This window comes from Pseudomonas morbosilactucae (assembly GCF_023241715.1).
Classification (GTDB): Bacteria; Pseudomonadota; Gammaproteobacteria; order Pseudomonadales; family Pseudomonadaceae; genus Aquipseudomonas; species Aquipseudomonas morbosilactucae.
Genome location: NZ_JALQCW010000067.1, coordinates 34,793 through 58,259, shown reverse-complemented (window position 1 = coordinate 58,259; position 23,467 = coordinate 34,793). Strand labels below are relative to the sequence as shown.

At 63.5% G+C, this 23,467-nt stretch carries 20 protein-coding genes, 1 tRNA gene and 3 pseudogenes; 7 read left to right on the top strand and 17 right to left on the bottom strand.

The annotated features are described in order from the left end of the window. Together M1B34_RS23900 and M1B34_RS23895 are read left to right on the top strand one after the other, a co-directional pair. Positions 1 to 278, top strand: a pseudogene (locus M1B34_RS23900) (methyl-accepting chemotaxis protein); the annotation flags it as partial. A gap of 88 nt (positions 279 to 366) precedes the next feature. Next, positions 367 to 966, top strand: coding sequence for a flavin reductase family protein (locus M1B34_RS23895; protein WP_268266380.1), 600 nt, complete (start codon positions 367 to 369; stop codon positions 964 to 966). A gap of 17 nt (positions 967 to 983) precedes the next feature. On the opposite strand, the gene M1B34_RS23890 is transcribed toward M1B34_RS23895, so the two are convergent. Further along, positions 984 to 1,892, bottom strand: a complete 909-nt coding sequence (locus tag M1B34_RS23890) for a LysR family transcriptional regulator (RefSeq protein WP_268266379.1) — start codon at positions 1,890 to 1,892, stop codon at positions 984 to 986. A gap of 131 nt (positions 1,893 to 2,023) precedes the next feature. Between M1B34_RS23890 and M1B34_RS23885 the strand changes: the two are divergent. Further along, a pseudogene (locus M1B34_RS23885) lies at positions 2,024 to 3,390 on the top strand (MFS transporter). A 38-nt stretch (positions 3,391 to 3,428) separates the two neighbouring features. Here M1B34_RS23885 and M1B34_RS23880 read toward each other — a convergent pair. The 3 genes and pseudogenes from M1B34_RS23880 to M1B34_RS23870 all read right to left on the bottom strand — a co-directional run bounded on the left by M1B34_RS23880 (position 3,429) and on the right by M1B34_RS23870 (position 6,157). Continuing rightward, complete coding sequence (locus M1B34_RS23880) at positions 3,429 to 3,824, bottom strand: cupin domain-containing protein (protein WP_268266378.1); 396 nt, start codon at positions 3,822 to 3,824, stop codon at positions 3,429 to 3,431. Positions 3,825 to 3,903: 79 nt separating this feature from the next. Further along, on the bottom strand, positions 3,904 to 4,713 hold the full coding sequence (locus M1B34_RS23875) for an AraC family transcriptional regulator (RefSeq protein ID WP_268261236.1): 810 nt from the start codon (positions 4,711 to 4,713) through the stop codon (positions 3,904 to 3,906). A 185-nt stretch (positions 4,714 to 4,898) separates the two neighbouring features. Then, positions 4,899 to 6,157 (bottom strand): annotated as a pseudogene (locus tag M1B34_RS23870) (MFS transporter). A 176-nt stretch (positions 6,158 to 6,333) separates the two neighbouring features. On the opposite strand from M1B34_RS23870, the gene M1B34_RS23865 reads away from it, so the two are divergent. Together M1B34_RS23865 and M1B34_RS23860 are read left to right on the top strand one after the other, a co-directional pair. Continuing rightward, positions 6,334 to 6,810 carry a GNAT family N-acetyltransferase gene (locus M1B34_RS23865; protein WP_123337894.1) on the top strand — a complete coding sequence of 159 codons (477 nt, stop codon included), beginning with the start codon at positions 6,334 to 6,336 and terminating at the stop codon, positions 6,808 to 6,810. Positions 6,811 to 6,909: 99 nt separating this feature from the next. Further along, a complete protein-coding gene (locus M1B34_RS23860; protein WP_268261239.1) occupies positions 6,910 to 7,263 on the top strand; it encodes a gamma-glutamylcyclotransferase family protein in 354 nt (117 codons plus the stop codon). Positions 7,264 to 7,272: 9 nt separating this feature from the next. Here M1B34_RS23860 and M1B34_RS23855 read toward each other — a convergent pair whose 3' ends face one another. The 11 genes from M1B34_RS23855 to M1B34_RS23805 all read right to left on the bottom strand — a co-directional run bounded on the left by M1B34_RS23855 (position 7,273) and on the right by M1B34_RS23805 (position 17,455). Then, positions 7,273 to 7,854: a hypothetical protein gene (locus tag M1B34_RS23855; RefSeq protein ID WP_123337890.1), complete on the bottom strand. Its 582-nt coding sequence runs from the start codon at positions 7,852 to 7,854 to the stop codon at positions 7,273 to 7,275. A 218-nt stretch (positions 7,855 to 8,072) separates the two neighbouring features. After that, positions 8,073 to 8,444, bottom strand: a complete 372-nt coding sequence (locus M1B34_RS23850; protein WP_123337888.1) for a helix-turn-helix domain-containing protein — start codon at positions 8,442 to 8,444, stop codon at positions 8,073 to 8,075. Positions 8,445 to 8,449: 5 nt separating this feature from the next. Further along, a complete protein-coding gene (locus M1B34_RS23845; RefSeq protein WP_268266377.1) occupies positions 8,450 to 8,752 on the bottom strand; it encodes a type II toxin-antitoxin system HigB family toxin in 303 nt (100 codons plus the stop codon). Positions 8,753 to 9,003: 251 nt separating this feature from the next. Further along, positions 9,004 to 10,845, bottom strand: coding sequence for a gamma-glutamyltransferase (ggt, locus tag M1B34_RS23840; protein WP_268266376.1), 1,842 nt, complete (start codon positions 10,843 to 10,845; stop codon positions 9,004 to 9,006). Between the two features lie 112 nt (positions 10,846 to 10,957). Then, the gene (locus M1B34_RS23835) at positions 10,958 to 11,647 is read right to left on the bottom strand and encodes a T6SS immunity protein Tli3 family protein (protein WP_268266375.1); all 690 of its coding nucleotides are present in this window, start codon (positions 11,645 to 11,647) and stop codon (positions 10,958 to 10,960) included. A gap of 196 nt (positions 11,648 to 11,843) precedes the next feature. After that, positions 11,844 to 11,920 (bottom strand) — tRNA-Met (locus M1B34_RS23830). An 80-nt stretch (positions 11,921 to 12,000) separates the two neighbouring features. Then, positions 12,001 to 13,473, bottom strand: a complete 1,473-nt coding sequence (locus M1B34_RS23825) for an amidase (protein ID WP_268266374.1) — start codon at positions 13,471 to 13,473, stop codon at positions 12,001 to 12,003. Between the two features lie 59 nt (positions 13,474 to 13,532). After that, the gene (locus tag M1B34_RS23820; protein WP_268266373.1) at positions 13,533 to 14,567 is read right to left on the bottom strand and encodes an ABC transporter substrate-binding protein; all 1,035 of its coding nucleotides are present in this window, start codon (positions 14,565 to 14,567) and stop codon (positions 13,533 to 13,535) included. Between the two features lie 27 nt (positions 14,568 to 14,594). After that, positions 14,595 to 15,404, bottom strand: a complete 810-nt coding sequence (locus tag M1B34_RS23815; protein ID WP_268266372.1) for an ABC transporter permease — start codon at positions 15,402 to 15,404, stop codon at positions 14,595 to 14,597. Then, positions 15,401 to 16,321, bottom strand: a complete 921-nt coding sequence (locus M1B34_RS23810; protein ID WP_268266371.1) for an ABC transporter permease — start codon at positions 16,319 to 16,321, stop codon at positions 15,401 to 15,403. The genes M1B34_RS23815 and M1B34_RS23810 overlap by 4 nt, the downstream gene beginning before the upstream one ends. A gap of 15 nt (positions 16,322 to 16,336) precedes the next feature. Further along, positions 16,337 to 17,455: an ABC transporter ATP-binding protein gene (locus tag M1B34_RS23805; RefSeq protein WP_268266370.1), complete on the bottom strand. Its 1,119-nt coding sequence runs from the start codon at positions 17,453 to 17,455 to the stop codon at positions 16,337 to 16,339. Between the two features lie 248 nt (positions 17,456 to 17,703). Between M1B34_RS23805 and M1B34_RS23800 the strand changes: the two genes are divergently transcribed. Then, complete coding sequence (locus M1B34_RS23800) at positions 17,704 to 18,612, top strand: LysR substrate-binding domain-containing protein (protein WP_268266369.1); 909 nt, start codon at positions 17,704 to 17,706, stop codon at positions 18,610 to 18,612. A gap of 45 nt (positions 18,613 to 18,657) precedes the next feature. Here M1B34_RS23800 and M1B34_RS23795 read toward each other — a convergent pair whose 3' ends face one another. Next, positions 18,658 to 20,715: a methyl-accepting chemotaxis protein gene (locus M1B34_RS23795; protein ID WP_268266368.1), complete on the bottom strand. Its 2,058-nt coding sequence runs from the start codon at positions 20,713 to 20,715 to the stop codon at positions 18,658 to 18,660. A 334-nt stretch (positions 20,716 to 21,049) separates the two neighbouring features. On the opposite strand from M1B34_RS23795, the gene M1B34_RS23790 reads away from it, so the two are divergent. Further along, positions 21,050 to 22,267 carry an MFS transporter gene (locus tag M1B34_RS23790; RefSeq protein ID WP_268266367.1) on the top strand — a complete coding sequence of 406 codons (1,218 nt, stop codon included), beginning with the start codon at positions 21,050 to 21,052 and terminating at the stop codon, positions 22,265 to 22,267. A gap of 98 nt (positions 22,268 to 22,365) precedes the next feature. Here M1B34_RS23790 and ychF read toward each other — a convergent pair whose 3' ends face one another. Next, complete coding sequence (gene ychF / locus M1B34_RS23785; protein ID WP_123337866.1) at positions 22,366 to 23,466, bottom strand: redox-regulated ATPase YchF; 1,101 nt, start codon at positions 23,464 to 23,466, stop codon at positions 22,366 to 22,368. Between the last annotated feature and the right edge of the window lies 1 nt (position 23,467).

Genomic DNA, 23,467 nt, shown 5'->3' with positions numbered 1-23,467 from the left:
CCGCGCCGGTGAGCAAGGGCGGGGGCTTTGCGGGTGGTCGCCGACGAAGTCGGGCAACTGCGCGCACCAGCAAGGCCACCGAGGAAATTGTCACGGTGGTGCGGCAGAACCAGGACATGGCCCGTGAAGCGGTAGCGCTGATGGCCGACGGCAAAATGCAGGCCGAACAGGGCTTGGCCCTGGCGGCCGAGGCCGGCACGGTCATCGTCGAGATTCAGGACGGAGCGCAAAAAGTAGTGAGTGCGGTGGGGCAGTTCGCCAACCAACTGTCCACTTAAGCCTCAGGGCTCGCAGAGGGGGGCATCGACGGTGACTGCTGCCCCCGGGCGGATGCCGTTACAATCGGTGCTTTTCCAGGAGCCTTCCATGAGCCCATCCCCGCGTCGCCCGGTCCCGCTGTCCAAAGCCTACCGCCTGCTCAACCATGGGCCCACGGTGCTGGTCAGCGCGGCCCATGGCGGGCAGCGCAACATCATGGCGGCGGCCTGGGCCATGCCCCTGGACTTCGAGCCACCGAAAGTCGCTGTGGTGCTCGACAAATCCACCTGGACCCGCGAGCTGCTGGAGGCTTCCGGCAGCTTTGTGCTGCACGTGCCTTGTGTGGCCCAGGCCGATATCGTGCAGACCGTGGGTTCAACGTCAGGCCTGGAATTGAGCCGCGAACCGGGCCACGACAAGTTCAGCGCCTATGGCTTGCAGACCTTTGCCGGTGAGCAGCTCGGGGCGCCGTTGCTGGAGGGCTGTGTGGCGTGGCTGGAGTGTCGCCTGCTGCCCGAACCGCACAACCAGCAGCAGTACGATCTGTTCCTGGGCGAAGTGATCGCCGCCCAGGCCGATGAGCGAGTGTTCAGCGACGGTCGCTGGCACTTCGAAGGGCACGACTCACTGCGCACGCTGCACCATGTGGCCGGCGGGCATTTCCTCAGCATCGGTGCCGCGCTGGACGGCAAGTCCCTGGCGGACTGAGCCGCTGTACTTAGAACTTAGCATTTAGAGGGCGGTGTAACCGCCGTTGCGCTGTGCTCCAGGGCCGCGGCGAAGGCCATGAGTTTGGGCGAGCATTGCCGCGACGGTGGATACACCAGGGACAGCTCGCGGCTACGCCCGGCGAAGTCTTGCAGGATCGGCACCAGGCGCCCGTCGGCGACGGCGTCCTGCACGGCGAACTGCATCACTTGGGCGATGCCGAAACCGCCGAGCACCCCGTCTACCAGGGCGTCGCCAATATCGAAGATCAGACGCCCGGCCACCGCCACTTCCCGCTCCTTGCCCCGGTCCATGAACGGCCATTCCACCAAGCGCCCAGTGTGCAGGTTGCGCACCGTCAGGCAGTCGTGGCGCTGCAGGTCGTCGAGGGTCTGCGGCGCTCCGTGGCGGGCCAGGTAGGCGGGGGCGGCCACCGTTACCCAGTTCAGCGGCGGCAGGCGCCGGGCAATCAGGCGCTGGTCCTGTATGGGGCCGGTGCGCACCACGGCATCGAAGCCTTCTTCAATGATGTCCACCAGGCGATCGGTCATCACCGCCTCGATGCACAGGTCGGGGTATTGTCGGGTCAATTCGCCGATCACCGGCATCACCACCTTGCGTCCGTACAGCGACGGGGTGCTGATTTTCAGCACCCCGCTCGGCGAGTCGCGCCGGTCCAGCAGCAGGTCGCGGGTCTGGGCCAGTTCCGCCAGCAACGGCGTCGCCCGTTCCACCAGCACCCGGCCGTCCGGGGTCAGGCTGACGCTGCGGGTATTGCGTTGCAGCAGGCGCACACCCAGTTGCTGCTCCAGGCGTGAAATGGCTCGGGACAGGCCGGACTGAGTCAGCCCCAGGTCGCTGGCGGCCCGGGTAAAACTGCGGGTTTCGGCGACCTTGACCAGCAGGCGCAGGGCGTTCAAATCCATGATTAAAGTCATTACTGAAAGAAGAAAGGCCGTATTTATCATTTCTGAGTCATCAGTGACACTGGCCGCCGATTTTTCTTTCAAGGACTCCACCCATGCCTTCTTCCGTCGTGCCGCGTCCCAGCGGCTGGATGCTGTTCTTGCTGGCCTGCGCCCAGTTGATCATCGCTCTGGACGCCACCATCGTGTTTGTCGCGTTGCCGGAAATCGGCCGTGACCTGGGCTTTTCCGCGCAGCAACTGCAATGGGTGGTGAGTGCCTACAGCGTGGCATTCGGCGGCTTCCTGCTGCTGGGTGGGCGGGCTTCGGACCTGCTTGGCAAACGGCGCTTCTACATGATCGGCCAAGGCTTGTTCGCCCTCGCGTCCCTGGCGGGCGGCCTGGGCGGCAGTGCCTTGCTGCTGGTGCTGGCCCGGGCGGTGCAGGGCGTGGGCGGCGCCTTGCTGTTCCCCGCGACCCTGGCCCTGATCAACACCCACTACGCCGAGGGGCCGGCGCGCAACAGCGCCTTCGCCGTATGGAGCGCGCCTCGGCGGCCGGCCTGGCCCTGGGGGCACTGCTTGGCGGTGTGCTGACTCAGTGGCTGGGGTGGGAAGCGGTGTTTCTGGTCAATGTGCCGTTGGCCGGTGCCTGTGGCTTGCTGGCCTGGCGCTGGATTCCCGCCGACCCGCCGGCGCAACCCGGTCGGCATTTCGATGTGAGCGGTGCGTTGACGGTGACCCTGGGCGGCACCTTGCTGGTGTTCTCCATCGTCCAGGCGCCCGAGTGGGGCTGGACGGCGCCGGCGACCCTGGGCTGCATGGCGCTGGCCTTGACCCTGCTGGGGCTATTCGCCTGGATCGAGCAGCGTGGCCATGACCCGCTGATGCCTTTGCGGCTGTTCCAGCATCGCGGTTTGCGCCTGTCGATGTGGCTCACCGGTTTGTTCATGAGCAGCTTCGGCGTGCAGTACTACTTCCTGGCCTTGTACTTCCAGCAGGTCTACGGCTACAGCGTGTTGCTCAGCGGCCTGGCCTTCCTGCCGTCGACTCTGGTCTGCACCCTGGGCATCTGGCTGGCCGAGCGCATGCTGCAACGGTTTGGCCTGCGCGGCACCTTGGTCAGCGGGCTGCTGGCCGGTGCCTTGGGCATTGCCCTGGTGGCGTGGGCCCTGCCTCAGGGGCAGGGGTTCTGGGGGCTGTTGCCGGGCATCGTGGTCCTGAGTCTGGGCCAGGGTATGACGTGGACCGGCATGTGGGTGGCGGCCGGGCAGGGCATTGCCGCGACTGAACAAGGTGTGGCGGCGGGCATGGCGTCCACCAGCCAGCAGATTGGTGGGGCGCTGGGGTTGGCGTTGTTGGTGTCCCTGGCCAATGCTGCAACCCAGTCCAGCGACCTGGCCCACGGCATTCAACTGGCGGTGGCGGCGAGCGCCTTGCTGGCGTTGTTCGGCGCGGCACTGGCGTGGCGCCTGCGCCAGCCCTCGGCGGCACTGTTGCGCTGCGCCGAGGCCGGCTGAGCCCCCTGCTCCTCAGGGCGTATGCCGCAGAGCGCGAGTCAGATCCACACGTCGTTGGCCGCCGTGCGTTCACCGCCTTCACCGCCGGTATTGCGCACGCCCTTGGGCTCGATCAGCAGCAGTTTCACTTCCTCTTCGGCGTAGGGTTTATGTTGCTGGCCCTTGGGCACGACAAACATTTCCCCGGCGTTGAGGATCACTTGGCCGTCGGGAAAGTCGATGCGCAGCGTGCCTTCGAGGACGATAAACGTCTCGTCGGTGTCCAGGTGGTCGTGCCAGATGAAATCCCCGTGCAGCTTCACCAGCTTGAACTGGTAGTCGTTCATTTCAGCGATGACCTTGGCTTGCCAGTGCTCGTTGATCAGGCCGAGTTTCTGCGCAAAATTCAGGCTTTGGTAAGGGGCGTGGGCGGCGGAAGTCGGGGTGGTGTTCATGGGGCGGATCCTGAGTCGAAGATTGAGCGCTCAGGGTAGCCAGGGCCGCCGGGGTGATTCTTGAACGATTGTGCGTGGCTCAGCGGCCATGCATTTTCAGCCAGCGTGCCGGCGGCAGGCCGTAGGTCTTGCGAAATTGCCGGGTCATGTGGCTCTGGTCGGCAAAACCGGCCATCAGCGCGGCGTTGGCCAGGGGCTGGCCCTGGATCAGCAGAGCGCGCACCAGGTCCAGGCGGCGCATGGTCAGGTAGCGATAGGGGCTGGTGCCGAACAGCAGGCGAAAGTCCCGGGACAGGCTCCAGCGGTCGCGCTCGCTGTGGGTCGCCAGTTGCTCCAGGGTGATGTTCTGGTCCAGGGCGCTGTGCATAAAGGCGCGGGCCCGTTCCGCTGCCCGGTAGTCAAAAGGGGCGCCGGGGGCGGGTACGCCGGCAACGTTGTTCAGCGCGTGGGCCAAGTCGAACAGGGCGTCTTCCTGCTCCAGTGGGTCCAGCGGGCTGTCCATGCTGCGCAGCAACACATCGGTGGCGGCGAACAGGCGCGGGTCGGTGGACAGGCCGTTCTTGATAAAGGGCAATGGCTGGCCGCCGAGGATCTGCTGGATCAGCGCCGGCTCGACGTAAATCATCCGGTACTGAAAGCCGTCCTGGGTTCCGGCCTCGCCATCGTGGGCTTCGTCCGGGTGCAGCACCATGGTTCCGCCCGGCAGGCTGTGGCGCCAGCCGCCGCGGTACTGAAAACTCTGCACCCCGGACAGGGTGCGGCCGATGGCGTAAGTGTCGTGGCGGTGCATGTCATAGCCATGGCCAGAGAAATACGCCTCGATGCGCTCCAGCCCCTGAGCGGGTGGCGCACGCTGAACCCAGTCGATCAGGGGGGCGGGTCTGGCCATGGGCGGTCCTGTGTTCGGCGTTGACGGAGGGGCGGGTCGCGACGCACTCGATGTCGCTGCCAGCGGCTAAAAATACCCGGATTCCAGCCCGAGTGCTGGGGTAAACAGGGGGGCGATACCTGGCGGCGGGGTGCTGCAGGGCACACGGGCCAGCCAACGCCGGCCCGTGCCCGATGATCGCGGGTTCATGTCAGCAGCGGCGGTGCCGGATCGTTGTTCAGGTTTGTGTCGGCTGGCGAGCGCTGCAAAGTCTCCGGCATGGCCACCAGCAACAGTACAAAGGCAGTGCCCGCTATGGCCGCCAGGGTCAGGAACGCCGCGCTGTAACCGGCTTGTTGCACCACCAGGCCGCCAGGCCGTTGCTCAGGGCAGCGCCCAGGCCGAACACCGTGGACAGGGCCCCGAGGCTGACATTGAAGCGCCCGGTGCCCTGGGTCAGGTCCTTGACCACCAAGGGGAACAGCGCGCCGAAAATCCCTGCGCCGACACCGTCCAGCAACTGCACGGCCACCAGCCAATAGGGATCATCCGACAGGGTGTACAGCACGCCGCGCAGGGGCAGGATGAGAAAGCCGGCCAACAGCAGCGGCTTGCGCCCCCAGATGTCTGCCTTGGCCCCCACCAGCAAGGCCGCCGGCACCATGACCAGTTGCGCTGCGACGATGCAGGCTGACGTCAGGGGCGTGGCCAGGTGCAGGTTCACCAAGGAGAGTTTCTGGCTCACCAGCGGCAGCATCGCCGCATTGGCCAGGTGGAACAGCGCGCAGCACAGGGCGAACAACAGCAACGGACGGTTGTGCAGCAATACGCTCAGCCCTGAAGGCTGTTCACCATGGGCTGGGCCTTGAGGGTCGAATCCGCGGGCCACATCGTGGTCGATGGCGTCGGGGTTGATGCAGGCGATGGCGACCACGCTGGCCAGGGCCATCAGCGCCATCAGGTAGAACACCGCCACCGGGCCGAACAGGTACGCCAGGCCGCCGGCCAGCAGCGCGGCGCAGGCGTTGCCGGCATGGTTCCAGGTTTCATTGCGCCCGGTGCGGCGGGTGAAGGCCTTGGGCCCGGTGATGCCCAGGGAGATCGCTGCAATCGCTGGGGCAAACACCGAGGCCGCCGCCGCGCTGAGGGCCTGGGTCAAGGCCACCCACGTGAAGGAGGCGGTAAAGGGCAGTACCAGGCAACTGGCGGTCACCAGCAAGGCCGCGATGACCAGCAGGGCACGTTTGCCCCGTATGCGGTCGATCAGTGCCCCAGCGGGCGTCTGGGTCAGCAGGGCGGCAATGCCGGCCAGGGTCATCACCAGGCCGATGCTGGCCGGGTCCCACTGGTGAACGGCCAGCAGGTAAATCGCCAGGTAGGGCCCCAGACCGTCGCGAACGTCGGCCAGGAAGAAGTTGAGCCCGTCCAGTGAGAGGGCGTTACGACGATCGGCGGCTGTGTTCAAGACGATGCTCTCGGGCAGGGGGCAGCAGGGTATTAGCAATGACTCATGTTGAGTGACGGAAGTTTCAGGCGCCACTTGCCTTTGCGCGGCCTGCTGGTGCTTCATGCCTCGGCAGCCCGGCTGCGTGATGGACCAGCCCCCTTTAGACGACACGCCGACGTGTCTGGAGACCGAACATGGCAGTGACTTTCCGTCCGGTGGACGAGCAGGATATTGCGCGCATCTGCAGCTTTGCGCGGACCCAGGAGGAACAGTTTTTCTTCTTTCCCGCCGCCACCTGGCCGCTGACCCACGAACAATTGCGCGACTCCATTGCCCGCCGCTCCGACTCGACGGTGATCGAGCGCGATGGGCAGGTGGTGGGGTTTGCCAATTTCTATCGCTGGGAAACCGCCGGTATCTGCACCATCGGCAATGTCATCATCGACCCCGAAGCGCGGTCCGGCGGCCTGGGCGCGCAGTTGGTCAAACACATGATCAGCATCGCCCGCGACCGGCACCAAGCGACGGAGGTGACCTTGTCTTGCTTCAACAGCAATGTGGCGGGGCTGCTGCTCTATCCGAAGCTGGGGTTTGTGCCCTTTGCCATCGAGGAGCGGGTGAACAAGCAGCAGGAGCGGCTGGCGCTGATTCACCTGCGCTATCGCCCCTGATCGGTACCTTAGTGAACGGTCGCAGGAGCGGCCTATCACGCATCAGGCCATGAACCTAAACCGCTGAGGCGGCTGACCTTTAAAATCGGGACGTAACCCATGAGTGCGGCAACAGAAGCATCGGTTTATCTTTTTTCCTACGGCACCCTGCAGGACAAGGCGGTCCAACTGGCCAACTTTGGTCGTGAGTTGCAGGGCCGCGAGGACGCGATGCTCGGTTATGAGCAGAGCTGGGTGGAAATCACCGATCCGCAGGTGCTGGCCACCAGCGGCAAGACCCATCACCCGATCCTGCGCCCGGGCTCTGCAAGCAGCGCGCCGATCCCGGGCATGGTGTTTCTGATTACGCCTCAGGAGCTGGCCGCGGCCGACAGCTATGAAGTCTCGGACTACAAACGGGTCAGCGTGACCCTGGCCTCCGGGATTGAAGCCTGGGTCTACGTCAGCGCCTGAGGGGCGGGGTCATTCGGGTGGCAGGAACACGCCGACGCAGGCCAGCGCCAGCACCACGCCACCCAGCACCATGAACACATAGTTGAGCGGCGTGAAGCGGTCGTTGCTGCGGCCTTCGGGGTCGCCAGCAGCGGCATTCAGGCCGCGTTGGCCGAGCCAGGTGACCCAGGCCAGCACCGGCAGCAGCGCCAGGCTGGCAACGTCCACCAGCGGGTAGCCGATGTTGTTGCGCGACAGGGCGTCGACCAGATTGGTGACGACCACACCCACTACATAGAGCGTCGCCAATTCACTGGGGCGCCAGTCATGGCTGCGGCCATCTTGCTTGAGCCGAGCATTGGCTTCGCGGTACAGCGCGTGGGTGAAAAAGACCGCGAAGAACGCCCGGGCCACCGGCCAGATATCCCCACCATTGGCGAGCTTGAACTGTTGCCAGTTTTTGTAAGCCCAAAACAGCTGGTAGATGCCTAGGGTGAGGATGAAGAGGGTGAGGAACTTGCGCTGGGACACCACATAAAACGCTTGCAGCTCCACCGTCGGGGACGGGGTGACCAATTCTGCTTGTGGTGGGGCATAGAGATTGTCAGACACGATTACTCCTTGTTGAGGTCTGAAGGGGCGGCAACGTTAGCGCAGCTTGGTGGGTACGCCTAGTGCTGCTGTAGGCGCCCTTCGCTCAGGAGGCTGTCATCTGGCCTGACCAGGCCTTGTGAAAACGCCTGCTCCCCTCGGTGGCCCGTCGACGATCCCGGTGCTGGATCGGACGGGTAAATCGGTACGGCGTGAGCGGGCGCCGGCCCTGGCGGGGCTCAAGACGACTTGCCGGGTTTGATCAGGCTCTGGGCAGGAATGCCGAACAGTTGGTGCAGTTTCCAGATCATGGGCAACGTCAGTGCCCGTTTGCCATTGAGCACTTCGTAGACACGGTTGGTTCGGCCAATGGCGGGCGCCAGGTCGGCCGCGGATAACCCGGACTGCTCCATGCGGAACCTGATCGCGTCGATCGGGCTGGGCAGGTCCACGGGAAACTGCTTGGCTTCGTACGCTTCGATCAGGGTGATCATGACGTCGAAGTAATCGCCTTCAGGCGTCCCTGGCTGGGGTTCGTTATCAAACAGAGGCGAGACGCTTTTCAGCGCTGCACGGTAGTCCTGGTCGGTGTGGATAGGGCGAATGTTCATGGTGGTTACTCCATTTCTACGCTGTCGGCGTGAATGGCATCGTACTGTGAGTGGGTGCCTACGAACTTGATGTAGAGCGCGCCGAAGTCATAGGCCGGCGCCACGACCAGTCGATACTCGTTCCCCTTGATGCTGAAGACCACCCTGCGGCTGTTCAGAATGCTGGCGCTGCGATAGTGCTCCTTGATTTGCCCAGGGTTGGACCATGCTGCATTCCTTGCTTCATCGATCCAGGCCAGTAAGGGCTGCTCTGCGTCCGGGTGCCGGTCCCAGAAGGCCTTTAACTGACGGACTGCAATAATTCTCATGGCGTGATCCTGGTCCCGTTATGGGACTTTAATAAATCGCTGGTCGGCATTAGCCGATGTACGGGCAGCTTGATCAGTCTGCCCGTAAAAACGCCTGCCCAGCGGTGATCAGGTCATGCAGAGAGGCTGGCGTGCACGTCATCCATCAGGTGCCTTGCCCATCTCTGCCAGGTAGTGTGCAGCCGCAAGCATAGCGGTCACTCTGGGGCTCCATCGCGGCCTCGCCAGCCCTTGGGTTTATCGGCGGTCGATCAATCCCCCAGTGCTTCTCCTTCACGCCGTGGGTCGGCGCCACCGGCCCAGGTGACCTTGCCTTGGGCGTCGCGCACGCGAACGATGGCCTGGGTGCCGCTGGTCATGTCGAGTTCGTTCACTTCATGCCCCAGGGCCTGCAGCGCCTGTTTCAGCGCCGGGCTGAACTGGCCTTGTTCCAGTTCGGTGGGGCCGTTGCGGCTGCCGAAGTTGGGCAGGCTGATGGCGGTCTGCGGGTCGAGGTTCCAGTCCAGCAGGCCGATCACCGATTTGGCCACGTACTCGATGATCTGCGAGCCGCCGGGGGAGCCCACGCTGGCCAGCAGTTCGCCGCTGGCGCGATCAAAGACCAGGGTGGGCGCCATGGACGAACGTGGGCGTTTACCCGGCTCGACGCGGTTGGCCACGGGCTGGCCGTTTTCCTCCGGGATAAAGGAGAAGTCGGTCATCTGGTTGTTTAGCATGAAGCCCTGGACCATCAGGTGCGAACCGAAGGCTGCTTCCACCGTGGTGGTCATGGACACGGCGCCGCCCAGGTCGTCTACTGCCACCACTTGCGAAGTGGAGATGCGCATCGGCGAGCGGTCCGGCGCGTAGGCCACCTGGATGCCCTGGGGTTTGCCCGGCTCGGCCTTGCCCATGCTGCGTTCGCCGATCAGCGTGGCGCGTTGGGCCAGGTACTCAGGGGCGATCAGGCCGGCCACCGGCACGGGCACAAAGTCGCTGTCGGCCACGTACAGGCCCCGGTCGGCGTAGGCCAGGCGTTCGGCTTCGGCGATCAGGTGCACGGCTTGTGGCGCCGGCTCCAGGCCCGCCGGCAAGTGGGTTTTCTGCGGTTTGAGGGACGCCAGGGCATAGCGGGGATCGCGCTGCTCCAAGGCCTGCAAGGTGCCGAGGATTTGCGCCACCGCCACACCGCCTGACGAGGGCGGCGGCATGCCGCACACCTGCCAGCGTTTGTAATCGCTGCACAGCGGCGCGCGCTCTTTGGCGCGATAGCCTTGCAGGTCATTGAGCGACAGGCTGCCAGGGTTGGCATGGCCCTGGACCTTGGCGACGATTTCCGAGGCTATTGGGCCCTTGTACAGCGCGTCCGGCCCTTCCTGGGCAATACGCTTGAGCACCGCCGCCAGCGACGGGTTTTTCAGCAGGGTGCCCACGGCCTTGGGGCTGCCATCAGCATTCAGGAAGTAGGCGGCCATGTCCGGGGATTTCGCCAGGTAGGGATCGGCGGCAATCATGCTGTGCAAGCGTGGGGATATCGCAAAGCCCTGTTCGGAGAGTCGGATGGCCGGCTTGAACAACTCGGCCCACGGCAAGCGCCCGTGTTGTTTGTGAGCCAGCTCCAGGGCCCGCAGCACGCCGGGCGTGCCGACCGAGCGGCCACCGATCTGCGCCTGGGGGAATGTCATCGGCTGGCCGTTCGCCTGCAGGAACAACTGCTCGGTGGCGCCTGCCGGTGCGGTTTCGCGGCCGTCATAGGTGCGCACGGCCTTGCCGTCCCAGAGCACGATCATCGCGCCGCCACCGATCCCCGAGGATTGCGGCTCCACCAGGGTCAGTACCGCCTGCATGGCAATCGCCGCATCAATCGCCGAACCGCCCTTGCGCAACATCTCGCGCCCGGCTTCGGCCGCCAGCGGGTTGGCTGCGGCCGCCATGTGTTGGTCGGCATGCCGGGTCTGCATGTCGGTGCGGTAGCCCGAAGCGATCTCCGGTGCGGCGGGCAGGGCGCTGGTGTTGGCGGGCGGGGTGTTGTGGCAGGCATTGAGGGTGATGGCGGCGGCTATCAGCGAGAGGGTGGTAAGCCGGCGGTGACGCGGATGGAAGATCGAAAACACGCGTTGAACTCCGTTCACTGGGAAAAATGATGTGTCGTCCGTGACGGGAATCTACCGCACTCACGGACCCAGAGGGGCGCGAACTTATGGATCGAGAGTGTTTTGCGCGGGGTTAGTCCTGGGGGGTTCCGGTTACGCAATTGAAGCGGTCATCGATGGGGGCTTGGCGAGCAGGTTCGAAGTAACCGGGCGTACGGCGGCTTTCGACACGTTGCCAGCGCTGTGGATAAGACAGCATCGAATAGGGGGACGAGTCCTTCAGCGTTTCGTAGTGCAGGGACAGGTCGATCTGCACGGCACCGTGCAGAAAGGGGCCTTCGACTGAAAGCAGGGAGCCGGTCAGCCAGGTGCTGTCCGGGCTTTCAAGGTAACCAGGGGCGGTGATGTGCAGCCAGGTGCGTCCGGCATCCTGGGAAAAATACAGGCGCGGCAAACCGCCACCGCCGTGACCAAAACTCGGTGCCCGAATGATCGGGATGACCAGGTAGTCGGAGTTGGCGGCATCGATCATCAAGGGGGCGCCTTTACCCCGCACGGTGATGCCATTGAAGGTGCCAAAAGGCGCGACCGGCGTGTGCACGCCAAGTCGGGTGTCGGTGTAGTACACCATGTCGCCTGAACTGGCGATGACCGGCGAGGTGCCAGTGCAGAGTTTGAAGGTGGTCCGATCGATCTCGAAGAAGCGCGATGAGTCGATGCGATAGATCACCCGGCCGGGCAAGTACTGGATCGGTTCGGGGGCGCTGCTGCAGGCTCCCAGGACCACGCACGACATCAGGGTCCACAGCGTCCTTGCCCACATGAACATACGGCTCCTTGTTTCTGCTTGAATGCAGGGTCCGGCTTTATGGCCCGTCTGAAGCGCTTACGCAACACTGGCGATGCATTCGGCAGTGCTCGGCTTCCAGGACGGCGCTGCTCGACACTGGCGTCATCCCTGGTACTTTTCTGCAGGCATAAAAAAACGGCCTACCTTGCGGTAAGCCGTTTTTAGTACTTGGTGGCTACACAGGGACTTGAACCCCGGACCCCAGCATTATGAATGCTATGCTCTAACCAACTGAGCTATGTAGCCAAGTGGCGCGCATTATTCGCTCAGAACGATAAAGCGTCAAGCGTTTTTATAAAAAAATTATCTACGCTATCAACCGTTTATCAAACACCCCCCTCAATAGCCTTCGTTAGCAGCGGTGATGGGCAGCGCTGGAACCAGCGGCTGGCCTGTTCGTACGCGTGGGCCAGTTGCAGGACGGCGAAGTCGGCCTGGTGGCGGCCGATGATCTGCAGGCCCATGGGCAGGCCGTTTTCATTGAAGCCGGCCTGTACGTTGGCCACCGGGCAGCCGGACAGGGTGCCGGGGATGACCACTTCCATCCAGCGGTGATAGGTGTCCATGGCCACCCCATCGATGCGCCGCGGCCAGGGAATGGTTTTGTCGAAGGGGAAGACCTGGGCGCTGGGCAGCAACAGGAAGTCGTAGCGCTCGAAGAGTCGATGCAGGGTCCGGTACCAGTCGCTGCGTGTCGCCGAGGCGGCAAAGATGTCGCTGGCGGACAGTTTCAGGCCATTTTCCACTTCCCAGCAGGCCTCCTCCTTGAGGTGGGGGCGTTTCTGCGGGTCGGCGTAGGCGCTGCCCAGGGAGCCGGCGACCAGCCAGTGGCGCAGGGTGCGCCAACTGCTCCAGAGCCGCTGCGGAGTGAAGTTGACGGCTACCGGCTCAACCTCGCAGCCCAGGCTTTGGAAGTCGCCGAAGGTTTTTTCGCAGAGTTCAAGCACGCCCTTTTCCATGGGCAGGTAGCCGTTGAAGTTGCCCAGCCAGCCCAGGCGGGTGCCGTTGAAGTCGCGTTCCAGCGGTGCGCTGAAGGCCTCGCCGGATTCGGCAATGGACAGCGGCGAGCGGGCGTCGCTGCCGGCCTGCACCGAGAGCAGCAGCGCCGCGTCACGCACGCTGCGGGCCATGGGGCCTTCATAGCCGAGCTGATCGAAAAACAGGTCGGCGCTGTCGTCGAAGGGCACCCGGCCCTGGGACGGGCGAAAACCGATGATGTTGTTGAAGGCGGCGGGGTTGCGCAGCGAGCCCATCATGTCGCTGCCGTCTGCCACTGGCACCAGGTGCAGGGCCAGGGCTGCGGCGGCGCCTCCGCTGCTGCCGCCGGCGGTCTTGCTCGGGTCAAAGGCGCAGCCGGTGGCACCGAACAGCGGGTTGTAGGTTTGGGAGCCGAGGCCGAATTCCGGGGTGTTGCTCTTGCCGATCAGGATCGCCCCCGCGGCCTTGATCCGTTCCACCATGATGCCGTCGCGCTCAGGCACGAAGTCGCGGTACAGCGGCGAGCCCAGGGTGGTGGGAATGCCCCGGGTCAGCGACAGGTCTTTGATGGCGTGGGGCAGGCCGTGCATCCAGCCACGGTATTCACCGCGACCCAGTTCGGCGTCGCGCTGGTCGGCCTGGGCCAGCAGGTCCTCGGGGGCTTGCAGGCTGATCAAGGCATTGACCTTGGGGTTGAAGCGCTCGATGTGGTCCAGGTATGCCTGCATCACTTCCCGGCAGGACACCTGGCGCTGGCGAATATGTTCGGCGAGTTGGTGGGCCTGGAGCAGGACCAGTTCGCTGAGGGGAGTAGAAGTCATGGCAGCAGCCTTATGCTCGGCTAAAAAAAGCCCCGCCGCACAAGCGGGGCGGGTGCAGGTCAACGCATCAGGTTGGTCCACAGACGGTCGGCCAGGCGGATCGCCCCTTCGCCGCAGGTCTGGCTGAAGACCACCTTAGTGCCCTCGGGAATGTGCAGCTCGGGGGCATCCTTCAGCCCGGCGTCGAGGAAGGGTTCCACGCCCTTGATCGGGCTTTGGTGCTTGAGGAAGTTCTGGGTCAGCGCAGCGTTCTCAGGCTGGCTGAGGAAGGCGATAAACGCCTTGGCGTTCGCCGGGTTCTTGCTGCCCTTGGGGATGACCATGTTGTCCACCCAGGCCAGCACGCCCTCTTTCGGGTAGAGGTACTTGAGGCTGGGTTTCATCTCCCGGGCGCGCATCGACGAGCCTCCCCAGAACATCGACATGTCGATTTCCCCGGCTGCCAGGTTCTCGCGGATCGAGCCCGCCTTGGAACTGTAGGTTTTCACAAAGGGTTTCTGCGCCTTGAGCAGGGTCAGCACCTGCTGCATTTGCTTGGGGTCTTCGCTGCACAGGGGGATGTTCAGGTACAGGCTGGCCATGTCGATGACGTCGCTGACCGAGTCGAACATGTTGATCCGCCCTTGCAGCTCTTTGGGCGGCTCGTAGAGCACTGCGTAGCTGTCAGCCGGGCCTTGGTAGCGCGCGCCGTCCAGGACCACGCTGGTGGTGCCCCAGATAAACGGCACCGAGTAGGCGCCTTGCGGGTCCCAGGTGGGTTTCTTCAGGTTGTCGATAAGGCTTGCGTAGTAGGGCTCCTGGGCCGGGTCGAAGCGTTCCAGCAACTGCTCCTTGACCAGGATCGGGATGAACTGGTGCGACGGGATCGCCACGTCATAGCCGGTGCCGCCCTGTTTCAGCTTGGCCAGCAGGGTCTCGTTGGAATCGTAGGAGTCTACGGTGACTTCGATGCCGGTCTGCTTCTGGAACTTGGCGAGAATCTCCGGCGAAAAGTAGCCGCTCCAGCTCATTACGTTGAGTTTCTCGGCGGCGTGCGTGGCCAGTGGCAGGCTTAGCAACAACGAGGCACCCAGGCTTGCGATCAAATTGCTCATGTCATTTCCCCAAGGTCAGTGGAAGGTTCAAGCGTGTTTTTTACCCAGCAGGTACGAGAGGCTGACGAACAGCACCGACACGCCCAGGATCAGGGTCGAGACGGCATTGACGTCGGGTGTCACGCCCATGCGCAACAGGCCGAAGATGAAGATCGGCAAAGTGGTGGTGCCAGCCTGGGAAACCATCATCGAGATCACGAAGTTATCCAGGGAGACGATAAATGCCAGCATCAGCCCGGAGACGATCCCCGGCGTCAGCAGGGGCAGGGTGACCTTGTGAAAGGTCCGCCACGGGCCGGCGTACAGGTCCGCCGAGGCCTGTTCCAGGGACAGGTCCATGTCATTGAGGCGGGCGCGGATCGGCAGGTAGGCGAAGGGGATGCAGAACACCGTGTGGGCGATGATCAGGTTGCCGTAGCCCAGGGACAGGCCAATGCTGGAAAACAGCGCCAGGGTGGCGACGCCGACGACGATTTCCGGCAGCACCAGGGGCAGCATGATGGCGCCCATGGACAGTTGCAGGCCCTTGAACTTGGCACCGCGCGAAGTGCCCAGGGCGGCCAGGGTGGCAAGCGCAGTGGCGATCATGCTGGCGCACACGGCAATCAACAGGCTGTTGCCGGTGGCCTGGCGCAGGGCCTGGTTGGCGAAGGCGGCGCGGTACCAGTCCAGGCTAAAACCGCTCCACACCGTGGCCGACTGGTTGGCGTTGAAGGAGAACACCACCAGCACCAGGATCGGTGCGTAGAGGTACAGGTAGAACAAAAAGCTGAAGCCGCCGAACCCCGGGAAGTCCTGCACGCCCAGACGGTTGGCTTTGAAAAGTCGGCGCATCATGCACCTCCCTGGAAAGCGCGCTGGCGCTTGGCGCGCAGGGCATACACCGTCAGTACCAGCATCACCGCCGCCATCAACACCAGTGACAGAGCGGCCCCCAATGGCCAGTTACGTGCATCGCTGAACTGTCGGAAGATCAGGTTGCCGAGCATCATCCGCGTACCGCCGCCCAACAGTTCCGGGGCGACCATGGCCCCCAGGCAGGGCACGAACGTGAGGATGGCCCCGGCCAGGATCCCCGGCTTGGCAATGGGCAGCACCACCTTGCGCAAGGTGCGCAGCCGCCCGGCGTAGAGGTCCTGGGCGGCTTCCAGCAGGCGGATGTCCATCTTTTCCAGGGTGGCGTAGATCGGCAGCACCACGAAGGGTGCGTAGGTGTAGACCAGCCCTAGCAGCACCGCGCCGTCGGTGTAGAGCAGTTGCAGCGGTTGCTCGATCAGCCCCAGGCCCATCAGGCTGTTGTTGATCACCCCGGTGTTGCGCAGCAGCAGGATCCAGGCGTAGGTGCGGATCAGCAGGTTGGCCCAGAACGGTACGGTGATCAGGAAGATCAGCAGGCCACGCCTGTTCGGCGGTTGCATGGCCAGCCACACCGCCACCGGAAAGCCGATCAGCAGGGTGATGAGGGTGGTCAGCCCGGCGATGCCGATGGAGCGCAGGGCGATGACCAGGTAGGCGTCAGCGAAGGCCAGGCTGTCGTCCAGCTGCCGCTCGTAGAGCAGGGCGGTGTAGGCGTCCTGGCTGAAGACCGGATTGACCCCGCCGTAGGGGTTGGCCTCCATCAGTGAGTAGCCGACGACGATCAGCATCGGCACGATCAGAAACAGGCCGATGGCGACCAGCGCCGGGCTGACCCCCAGGACATTGCCCAGGGCCTTGCGCCGTTCCAGGGTGTTGCACAGGGTTGAGGCGTGCATGGCGAATCCTCGTGTTCAATCCAGCAGGACGCTGGCGCTACCACGGTCGAAGCGCAGACCGGCACGGCTGCCCACGACGTGGCGCTGGCTGTGATCGACGCTGTTGGGCGTACGCACAGTGAGGCGTGAACCGTCGCTGAGGCTGACCTGATATTGCAGGTCGGTGCCGAGGTAAATCTGCGCTTCGATCCGGCATGGCAACGCACCTTCGCTGCCGTCGGCCACCAGGTGCAGGCGCTCGGGCCGGACCGACAGGGTCACCTGGGCCCCGACCTGTGCATCGTTGCAAGGTTGCGCCGGCAGCGGATGCCCGGCGGGCCCGGTGAACCAGGCGAGGCCGGCTTCCACCCGGGTCACGTGGCCCTGGATAAAGTTGGTCTCACCGATAAAGTCGGCGACGAAGCGGTTGCGCGGATGCTCGTAGATCGCTTGCGGCGGGCCGACCTGTTGCACTTCACCGTCGGCGAGCACGGCGATACGGTCGGACAGGGTCAAGGCTTCTTCCTGATCGTGCGTGACGAAAATAAAGGTGATGCCAGTCTGGGTCTGGATGGCCTTGAGTTCTTCGCGCATGGCCTGGCGCAGCTTGAGGTCCAGGGCCGACAGTGGCTCGTCCAGCAGCAATACCTTGGGGTGGGGCGCCAGGGCGCGGGCCAGTGCGACACGTTGCTGCTGGCCGCCGGAGAGTTGGCCGGGCTTGCGCTTGGCAAAGGCCTCCATCTGCACCAGGGCCAGCATTTCCCGCACGCGTTCGGCGATCCGCGCTTTGCTCAGGACTTGGCCCATGGGTTGGGATTCCAGGCCGAAGGCCAGGTTCTCGGCAATGGTCATGTGGGGGAACAACGCGTAGTGCTGGAACACGGTGTTCACCGGACGCTGGTAAGGCGGTCGGTCGGCGATGTTTTCGCCGTAGAGCAGGATCTCGCCCTGGGTCGGAAACTCGAAGCCGGCGATCATCCGCAGCAGGGTGGTTTTGCCGCAACCGGAGGGGCCCAGCAGGGTGAAGAATTCGTTGTCGCGGATATCCAGGTCGATGTTTTTCAGGGCCACCGGGCCGCTGTTTGGGTCACCGTAGACTTTGCGCACCGCGCGCACAGACACCGCCATCGTTTGCAGCGAATGCAGGGCATTCATGGGTTACCTCCGATTCCCCCATCGCCTGTGCCGAGGTGCTGTGAGCGCCGTATCGTCAGGCCATGGATCTTATTTTTCTGGGCAGGATCGAGATGAATTCGGGTGTGCAGCGAGCCGCTTTTTTCGCGCCCTTGTGGGCTTTTATTCTGCGGTTGTGGGCCGATTATCAGTGAGGGGTTGCGGGGGCGAAACTTCAATTTTAACATAGCAGCTGTTAATTAATTTAATAGCAAAAGGCGCCCCAAGCCATGGCTGATCAGCGTTTGCCGCCCTTGAATGCCGTCCGTGCCTTTGATGCGGCCGCCCGCTTGGGCAGCTATGTCGAAGCCTCTAAAGCCTTGCACGTGACCCAGCCTGCCATTGGCCGCCACGTGCGCTTGCTGGAGGAGTGGCTAGGCGTCCAGCTGTTCGAACGCACCTCTCGCGGGGTCATCCTGACCCTGGCCGGGGAGAAATATCACCGCAAGATCGCCTCGGCCTTGCAGCTCATTATCGAGGCCGGCAAGGAGTTGCAACCCAAGGGTGGCGAGCGCTGGCTGCGGATTATGGTGGTGCCGGGCTTCGCCAAGCGCTGGCTGACGCCTCGGCTGGAAGCGCTGCGCCACCTGCGCCCAGGCTTGAAATTCGCTATCGAACCCAACTCGACCTTTACCGAAGTGGACGCCAAAAGCAGCGACCTGGGCATCGCCTACGGTCTGGACGGGCAATACGCCGAGTCTCGCGCGACCTTGATCTGCCCCCGGGTTTTCCCCATCTGCACCCCGGCTTACCTGGCCAGTATCGAACCGCTGTCGTGCCCGGCCGATTTGCTCAAGCACGAGTTGATCCACTTCGACGACGGTGAGTGGTGGAACATGTGGTTCGCCGCCAATGGCCTGGAGATCCAGCTCACCTCGGACCTGATTTACGTCAACAACGACCACGCCCTGTCGGTGGCGGAAAGCGGGCAGGGCATCGCCTTGGCCAATGAGGTGCTGGTGCGCGAGGAGCTCAAGGCGGGGACCCTGGTAAGGGCCCTGGAGGATCAGGTGAAGCTGGAAAGCTACCGGGTACTGACGCCGTCGGCGGTGCTGACGGCGGATGTGCAGTGGTTTATCCAGTGGCTGAAAACCGAGCTGGAGCAGGACTTTCCTGAAGCGGTTATTGCGCACGAATGAGCCGGGCTCATTCGCGCGCACGGTGCTTGGCCCGTGGGGCTTGTGTCAGGCCAGTTGGAAGCGCCCGGTATTGTCACTCAAGGCCCGGCTGCCGAGGCTCAGGGTATCCGCCGCGAGGTTCACCGCCCGTGCACCTTCCAGTAGCCGCAATGCCGCCTGATCCACCTGCTGGATATTGCTGCTGACTTCGTCGGCGGTGCTGGCCTGTTCCTCTACCGCCGTGGCGATTTGCGCCAGGGTATCGGTGACGCCTTGCACGGCGTTGGCGATTTCCACCAGGCGCTCACCCAGGCCTGTCACTGATTGCGCATCGCTTTGCGCCTGGCCACAGGCGGCCTCCATCAGGCTGACCGCTTCATTCACCGTACTGCGCAGGCTGTCCACGGTGCCAGCGATCTGCGCGGTGGAAGATTGAGTACGTTGCGACAAGCTGCGCACTTCATCGGCGACCACGGCAAAACCGCGGCCCTGTTCACCGGCCCGCGCAGCTTCGATCGCCGCGTTGAGCGCCAGCAAGTTGGTTTGCTCGGCCACGCCGCGAATGGTGTCCACCACCAACTGAATTTGTTGCCCTTGCTCACTGACTCGGCCCAGGGCCGCAGCGGTGTCGTTCAGGCGCTGGTTGAGTTGTTGGATGCTGGCGGTGGTGCGCTGGCTGTCGCGGCTGCTTTCGGCGGCAATCCGTCGTGTGTGCTGGGCGCTGCCGGAGGCCTGTTCGCAGCTCTGGGCCACCCCTTGCGAGGTGGCGGCCAGTTGGGTGGCGGCGGCAGCGATCTGGCTGATCTGTTGCTGTTGGGCTTCGACTTCACCCAGGGCGCCGCTGGAATGATCGTTGAGGCTGCGCACAGCGTTACCCAGTTGCAGGGTTTCGTGGTCCACGCCCTGCAGGCTGGCGCGCAGTTGCACCACCGCGACATTCAGCGCGGTGCTGATGGCCGCCAGTTCGTCGCGCCCGTGCACCGGCACTTGCAGGCACAGGTTGCCGTCGCGCAGGGCTTCGGCCAGCAGGGTGATGCCGCTGGCGCTGCGGCGGATCGACGCCTGCAGGCAGATGAACAGGTAGAGCGCTGCCAGTACCAGGCAGCCGAGGACCGTGGCCACCAGGATAAATTGGCGCAGGGCCGAGCCCTGGTGCTGATCCAGGCGGCTGTCGAGTGCCTTCAACGAGGTTTGGCGCAGGGCCGCGAGGTTGCCCAGCAGGGCATCGAGATTGCGTTCGAAGTCTTCCGGCTTGAGGTTGATGCTGCCGCCGAACACGCCGTCGTCGAGGACTTTGAGGGTGGCGTCGAGGTGCTTCAGACTGTCTTGATACTGCCCGGCCCAGGCGTTCAGTTCACTGGGCAGGCGAGCCTCCAGCAGGCTACCGGTCTTCACCAATTGTTCCCGAGCATCGCCGATGCGGCTGCGCAAATCGCGCAGTTGCAGGCGGCTTTGCAGGGTGAATTGCCCGGACACCACCGAGGCCTGGCCGACGCTGGCCAGGCGCCCGACGCGTTCGATCAGGTCGGGTGCGTGCTGGGTGGAGATCTGCGTCAGTAGATAGGTTTCCAGCCAAGGGGCGAGGGTCAGGCGGTTGTCCATGGCGATCTGTTCGCGCAGGGCTTGCAGGGCACTCAAGGCACTGGTGAAGCGGTCATAACCGTCCGGCCACCAGCCGACGCTGCTCAGGCTCTTGGAGTCGAGCCCATTCAGTGCCGTTTGCAGGGCCTGGTAGCGGCTCAGGATCGGCGCTTCGGCACCTTCCTTTTGCAGGGCCTCGCCCAACTCGCTGGCGGCCTGGGTCAGTGCGGGTTGCACGGCATCGAACGCGCCCATGGCGGCGACCGTGGCAGGTGTTGGCTGGCGATTGGTTTCCGTGGCGCGCCAGCGTGCTGCGCGGTCACGTTGGGCGGCCAGCAGGTTGTCGAGGTTATCCAGGGCCAGCAGTTGACGCACCCCGGCGCGTTCCCCGGCGACCAGGCTCAGCTTGTCGCGGTAGTCCTGGCCGATCATCCACAGGCTGCCCAGCAACGGCAGGATAAACAGCAGGAACAGCAGCTGAAACTTGCGGGCGAAACCGAAACGCCCAAGCAGTCGAATCCCCGGTGCTAGAAAAAGATGCATTCGACAGTTCCCCCAAGGCACCACGCACCACTGGCGTGCGATCGCGGCCTTTGGCCTCGACCCCGTGCCCTTGTAAAAAGGCCTCGGAAAGTGCGCCAGTGCAGCCTTTGTCGGGCCAGCGCTGTAGCGATACTTCCCATTTTCGGCCCCCTTTGTAAGGCGACCGGGTTAGGACGGTTGGGGGAGCAAGATTCAGACCATGGCGATGGGCTATCAGTCGGAAGATTCAACAAAGGTCGGTCGTTAGCAAGCTAATGGGATGGCGTGCCTGCACTGAAAAATGGCACATTGGCGCACCTGCACCTGTGCACCCATCCGCTGTACGGAAATTCTCATGGCTATCAGTAATGCCCAGCCCGTCCCGACGACGGCATCCACTTCCTCGCAAAGCAGCCCGTTGGTCATGCGCATCATTGGTGCGGTGGCGTTGGCGCATTTGATCAATGACCTGATTCAGGCGGTGCTGCCGTCGATCTATCCGATGCTCAAGACCAACTACGGCCTGAGCTTTACCCAGGTCGGCCTGATTACCCTGACCTTCCAGCTCACTGCCTCGTTGCTGCAACCCTGGGTGGGTTATTACACCGATCGCCACCCTAAGCCGTTCCTGTTGCCGGCGGGCATGATCTGTACTCTGGTGGGCATTCTGCTGATGTCCCAGGCCGGTAGCTTCGCCATGATCCTCCTGGCGTCAGGCCTGATCGGCATCGGTTCCTCGACCTTTCACCCGGAAGCCTCGCGGGTGGCACGCCTGGCCTCGGGCGGGCGTTTCGGCCTGGCGCAGTCGACCTTCCAGGTCGGTGGCAATGCCGGGACTGCATTCGGCCCGCTGCTGGCCGCGGCGATCATCATTCCTTACGGCCAGGGCAACGTCGCTTGGTTCGGGTTGTTCGCGGTCTTTGCCCTGGTGGTGCTCTACGCCATCAGCCGCTGGTACGCCAACCACCTGAAGCTGTTCAAGCTCAAGCAGGGCCAGGCCGCGACTCACGGTTTGTCCCGGAACCGGGTGATGGGTGCGCTGGTGGTGCTGGGGATGCTGGTGTTCTCCAAGTACTTCTACATGTCCAGCCTGACCAGCTACTTCACCTTCTACTTGATTGAGAAGTTCGACCTGTCCATGGCCAGCTCTCAGTTGCATCTGTTCCTGTTCCTGGGGGCGGTGGCGGCGGGGACCTTTTTCGGCGGGCCGATCGGCGACAAGATCGGGCGCAAGGCGGTGATCTGGTTCTCGATCCTCGGCGTGGCACCGTTCACCCTGTTGCTGCCCCATGTGGACCTGTTCTGGACCAGCGTGCTCAGCGTGGTGATCGGCTTCATCCTGGCCTCGGCGTTCTCGGCCATCGTGGTTTACGCCCAGGAACTGGTGCCGGGTAACGTGGGCATGATTGCCGGGGTGTTTTTCGGCCTGATGTTCGGTTTTGGTGGGATTGGCGCGGCGCTGCTGGGGCGTCTGGCGGACATTCATGGCATCGAGTACGTGTATTTTCTGTGCTCGTTCCTGCCGTTGTTCGGCGTGCTGGCGATCTTCCTGCCGCGCACTCGCAAAGCCTGAAGCCCTTTGCTGGAGCGGCTGGCGTGACAGCGCCTCGAGCAGAAAATCCGGGCATAAAAAAACCGCGTATTCACGCGGTTTTTTTTGTGCGGTACGGCTTAGACGTTGAAGCGGAAGTGCATCACGTCGCCGTCCTTGACGATGTATTCCTTGCCTTCCAGGCGCCATTTACCGGCTTCCTTGGCACCGGCTTCACCCTTGAACTGGATGAAGTCGTTGTAGGCGATCACTTCGGCGCGGATAAAGCCTTTCTCGAAGTCGGTGTGGATCACGCCAGCGGCTTGTGGTGCGGTGGCACCGACGCGGACGGTCCAGGCGCGGACTTCTTCGACACCGGCGGTGAAGTAGGTCTGCAGGTGAAGCATTTCGTAGCCCGCACGGATCACGCGGTTCAGGCCAGGCTCTTCCAGACCCAGGGCCTCGAGGAACATGTCTTTCTCTTCACCGTCGTCGAGCTCGGCGATTTCTGCTTCGATCTTGTTGCAGACCGGAACAACCATCGCGCCTTCTTCTTCGGCAATGGCCTTGACCACGTCCAGGTGCGGGTTGTTCTCGAAACCGTCTTCCGCGACGTTGGCGATGTACATGACCGGCTTGGTGGTCAGCAGGTGGAAGCCCTTGATCACGGCTTTCTCGTCGGTGCTCATGTTCTTCATCAGGCTGCGCGCAGGCTTGCCTTCGGTGAAGTGAGCGATCAGTTGCTCCAGCAGGGCTTTCTGAACGACGGCGTCCTTGTCACCACCCTTGGCGTTGCGAGTGACTTTCTGCAGTTGCTTTTCGCAGCTGTCGAGGTCGGCGAAGATCAGTTCCAGGTCGATGATTTCGATATCGCGCTTCGGGTCGACGCTGTTGGAAACGTGGATCACGTTCTCGTCTTCGAAGCAGCGCACGACGTGGGCGATGGCATCGGTTTCGCGGATGTTGGCCAGGAACTTGTTGCCCAGGCCTTCACCTTTCGACGCGCCGGCCACCAGGCCTGCGATGTCGACGAATTCCATGGTGGTCGGCAGGATGCGCTTCGGATTGACGATGGCTGCCAGTGCGTCCAGTCGTGGGTCCGGCATCGGCACGATACCGCTGTTGGGCTCGATGGTGCAGAAGGGGAAGTTCTCGGCCGCGATCCCGGATTTGGTCAGGGCGTTGAACAGGGTGGACTTGCCGACGTTAGGCAGACCGACGATGCCGCAATTGAATCCCATG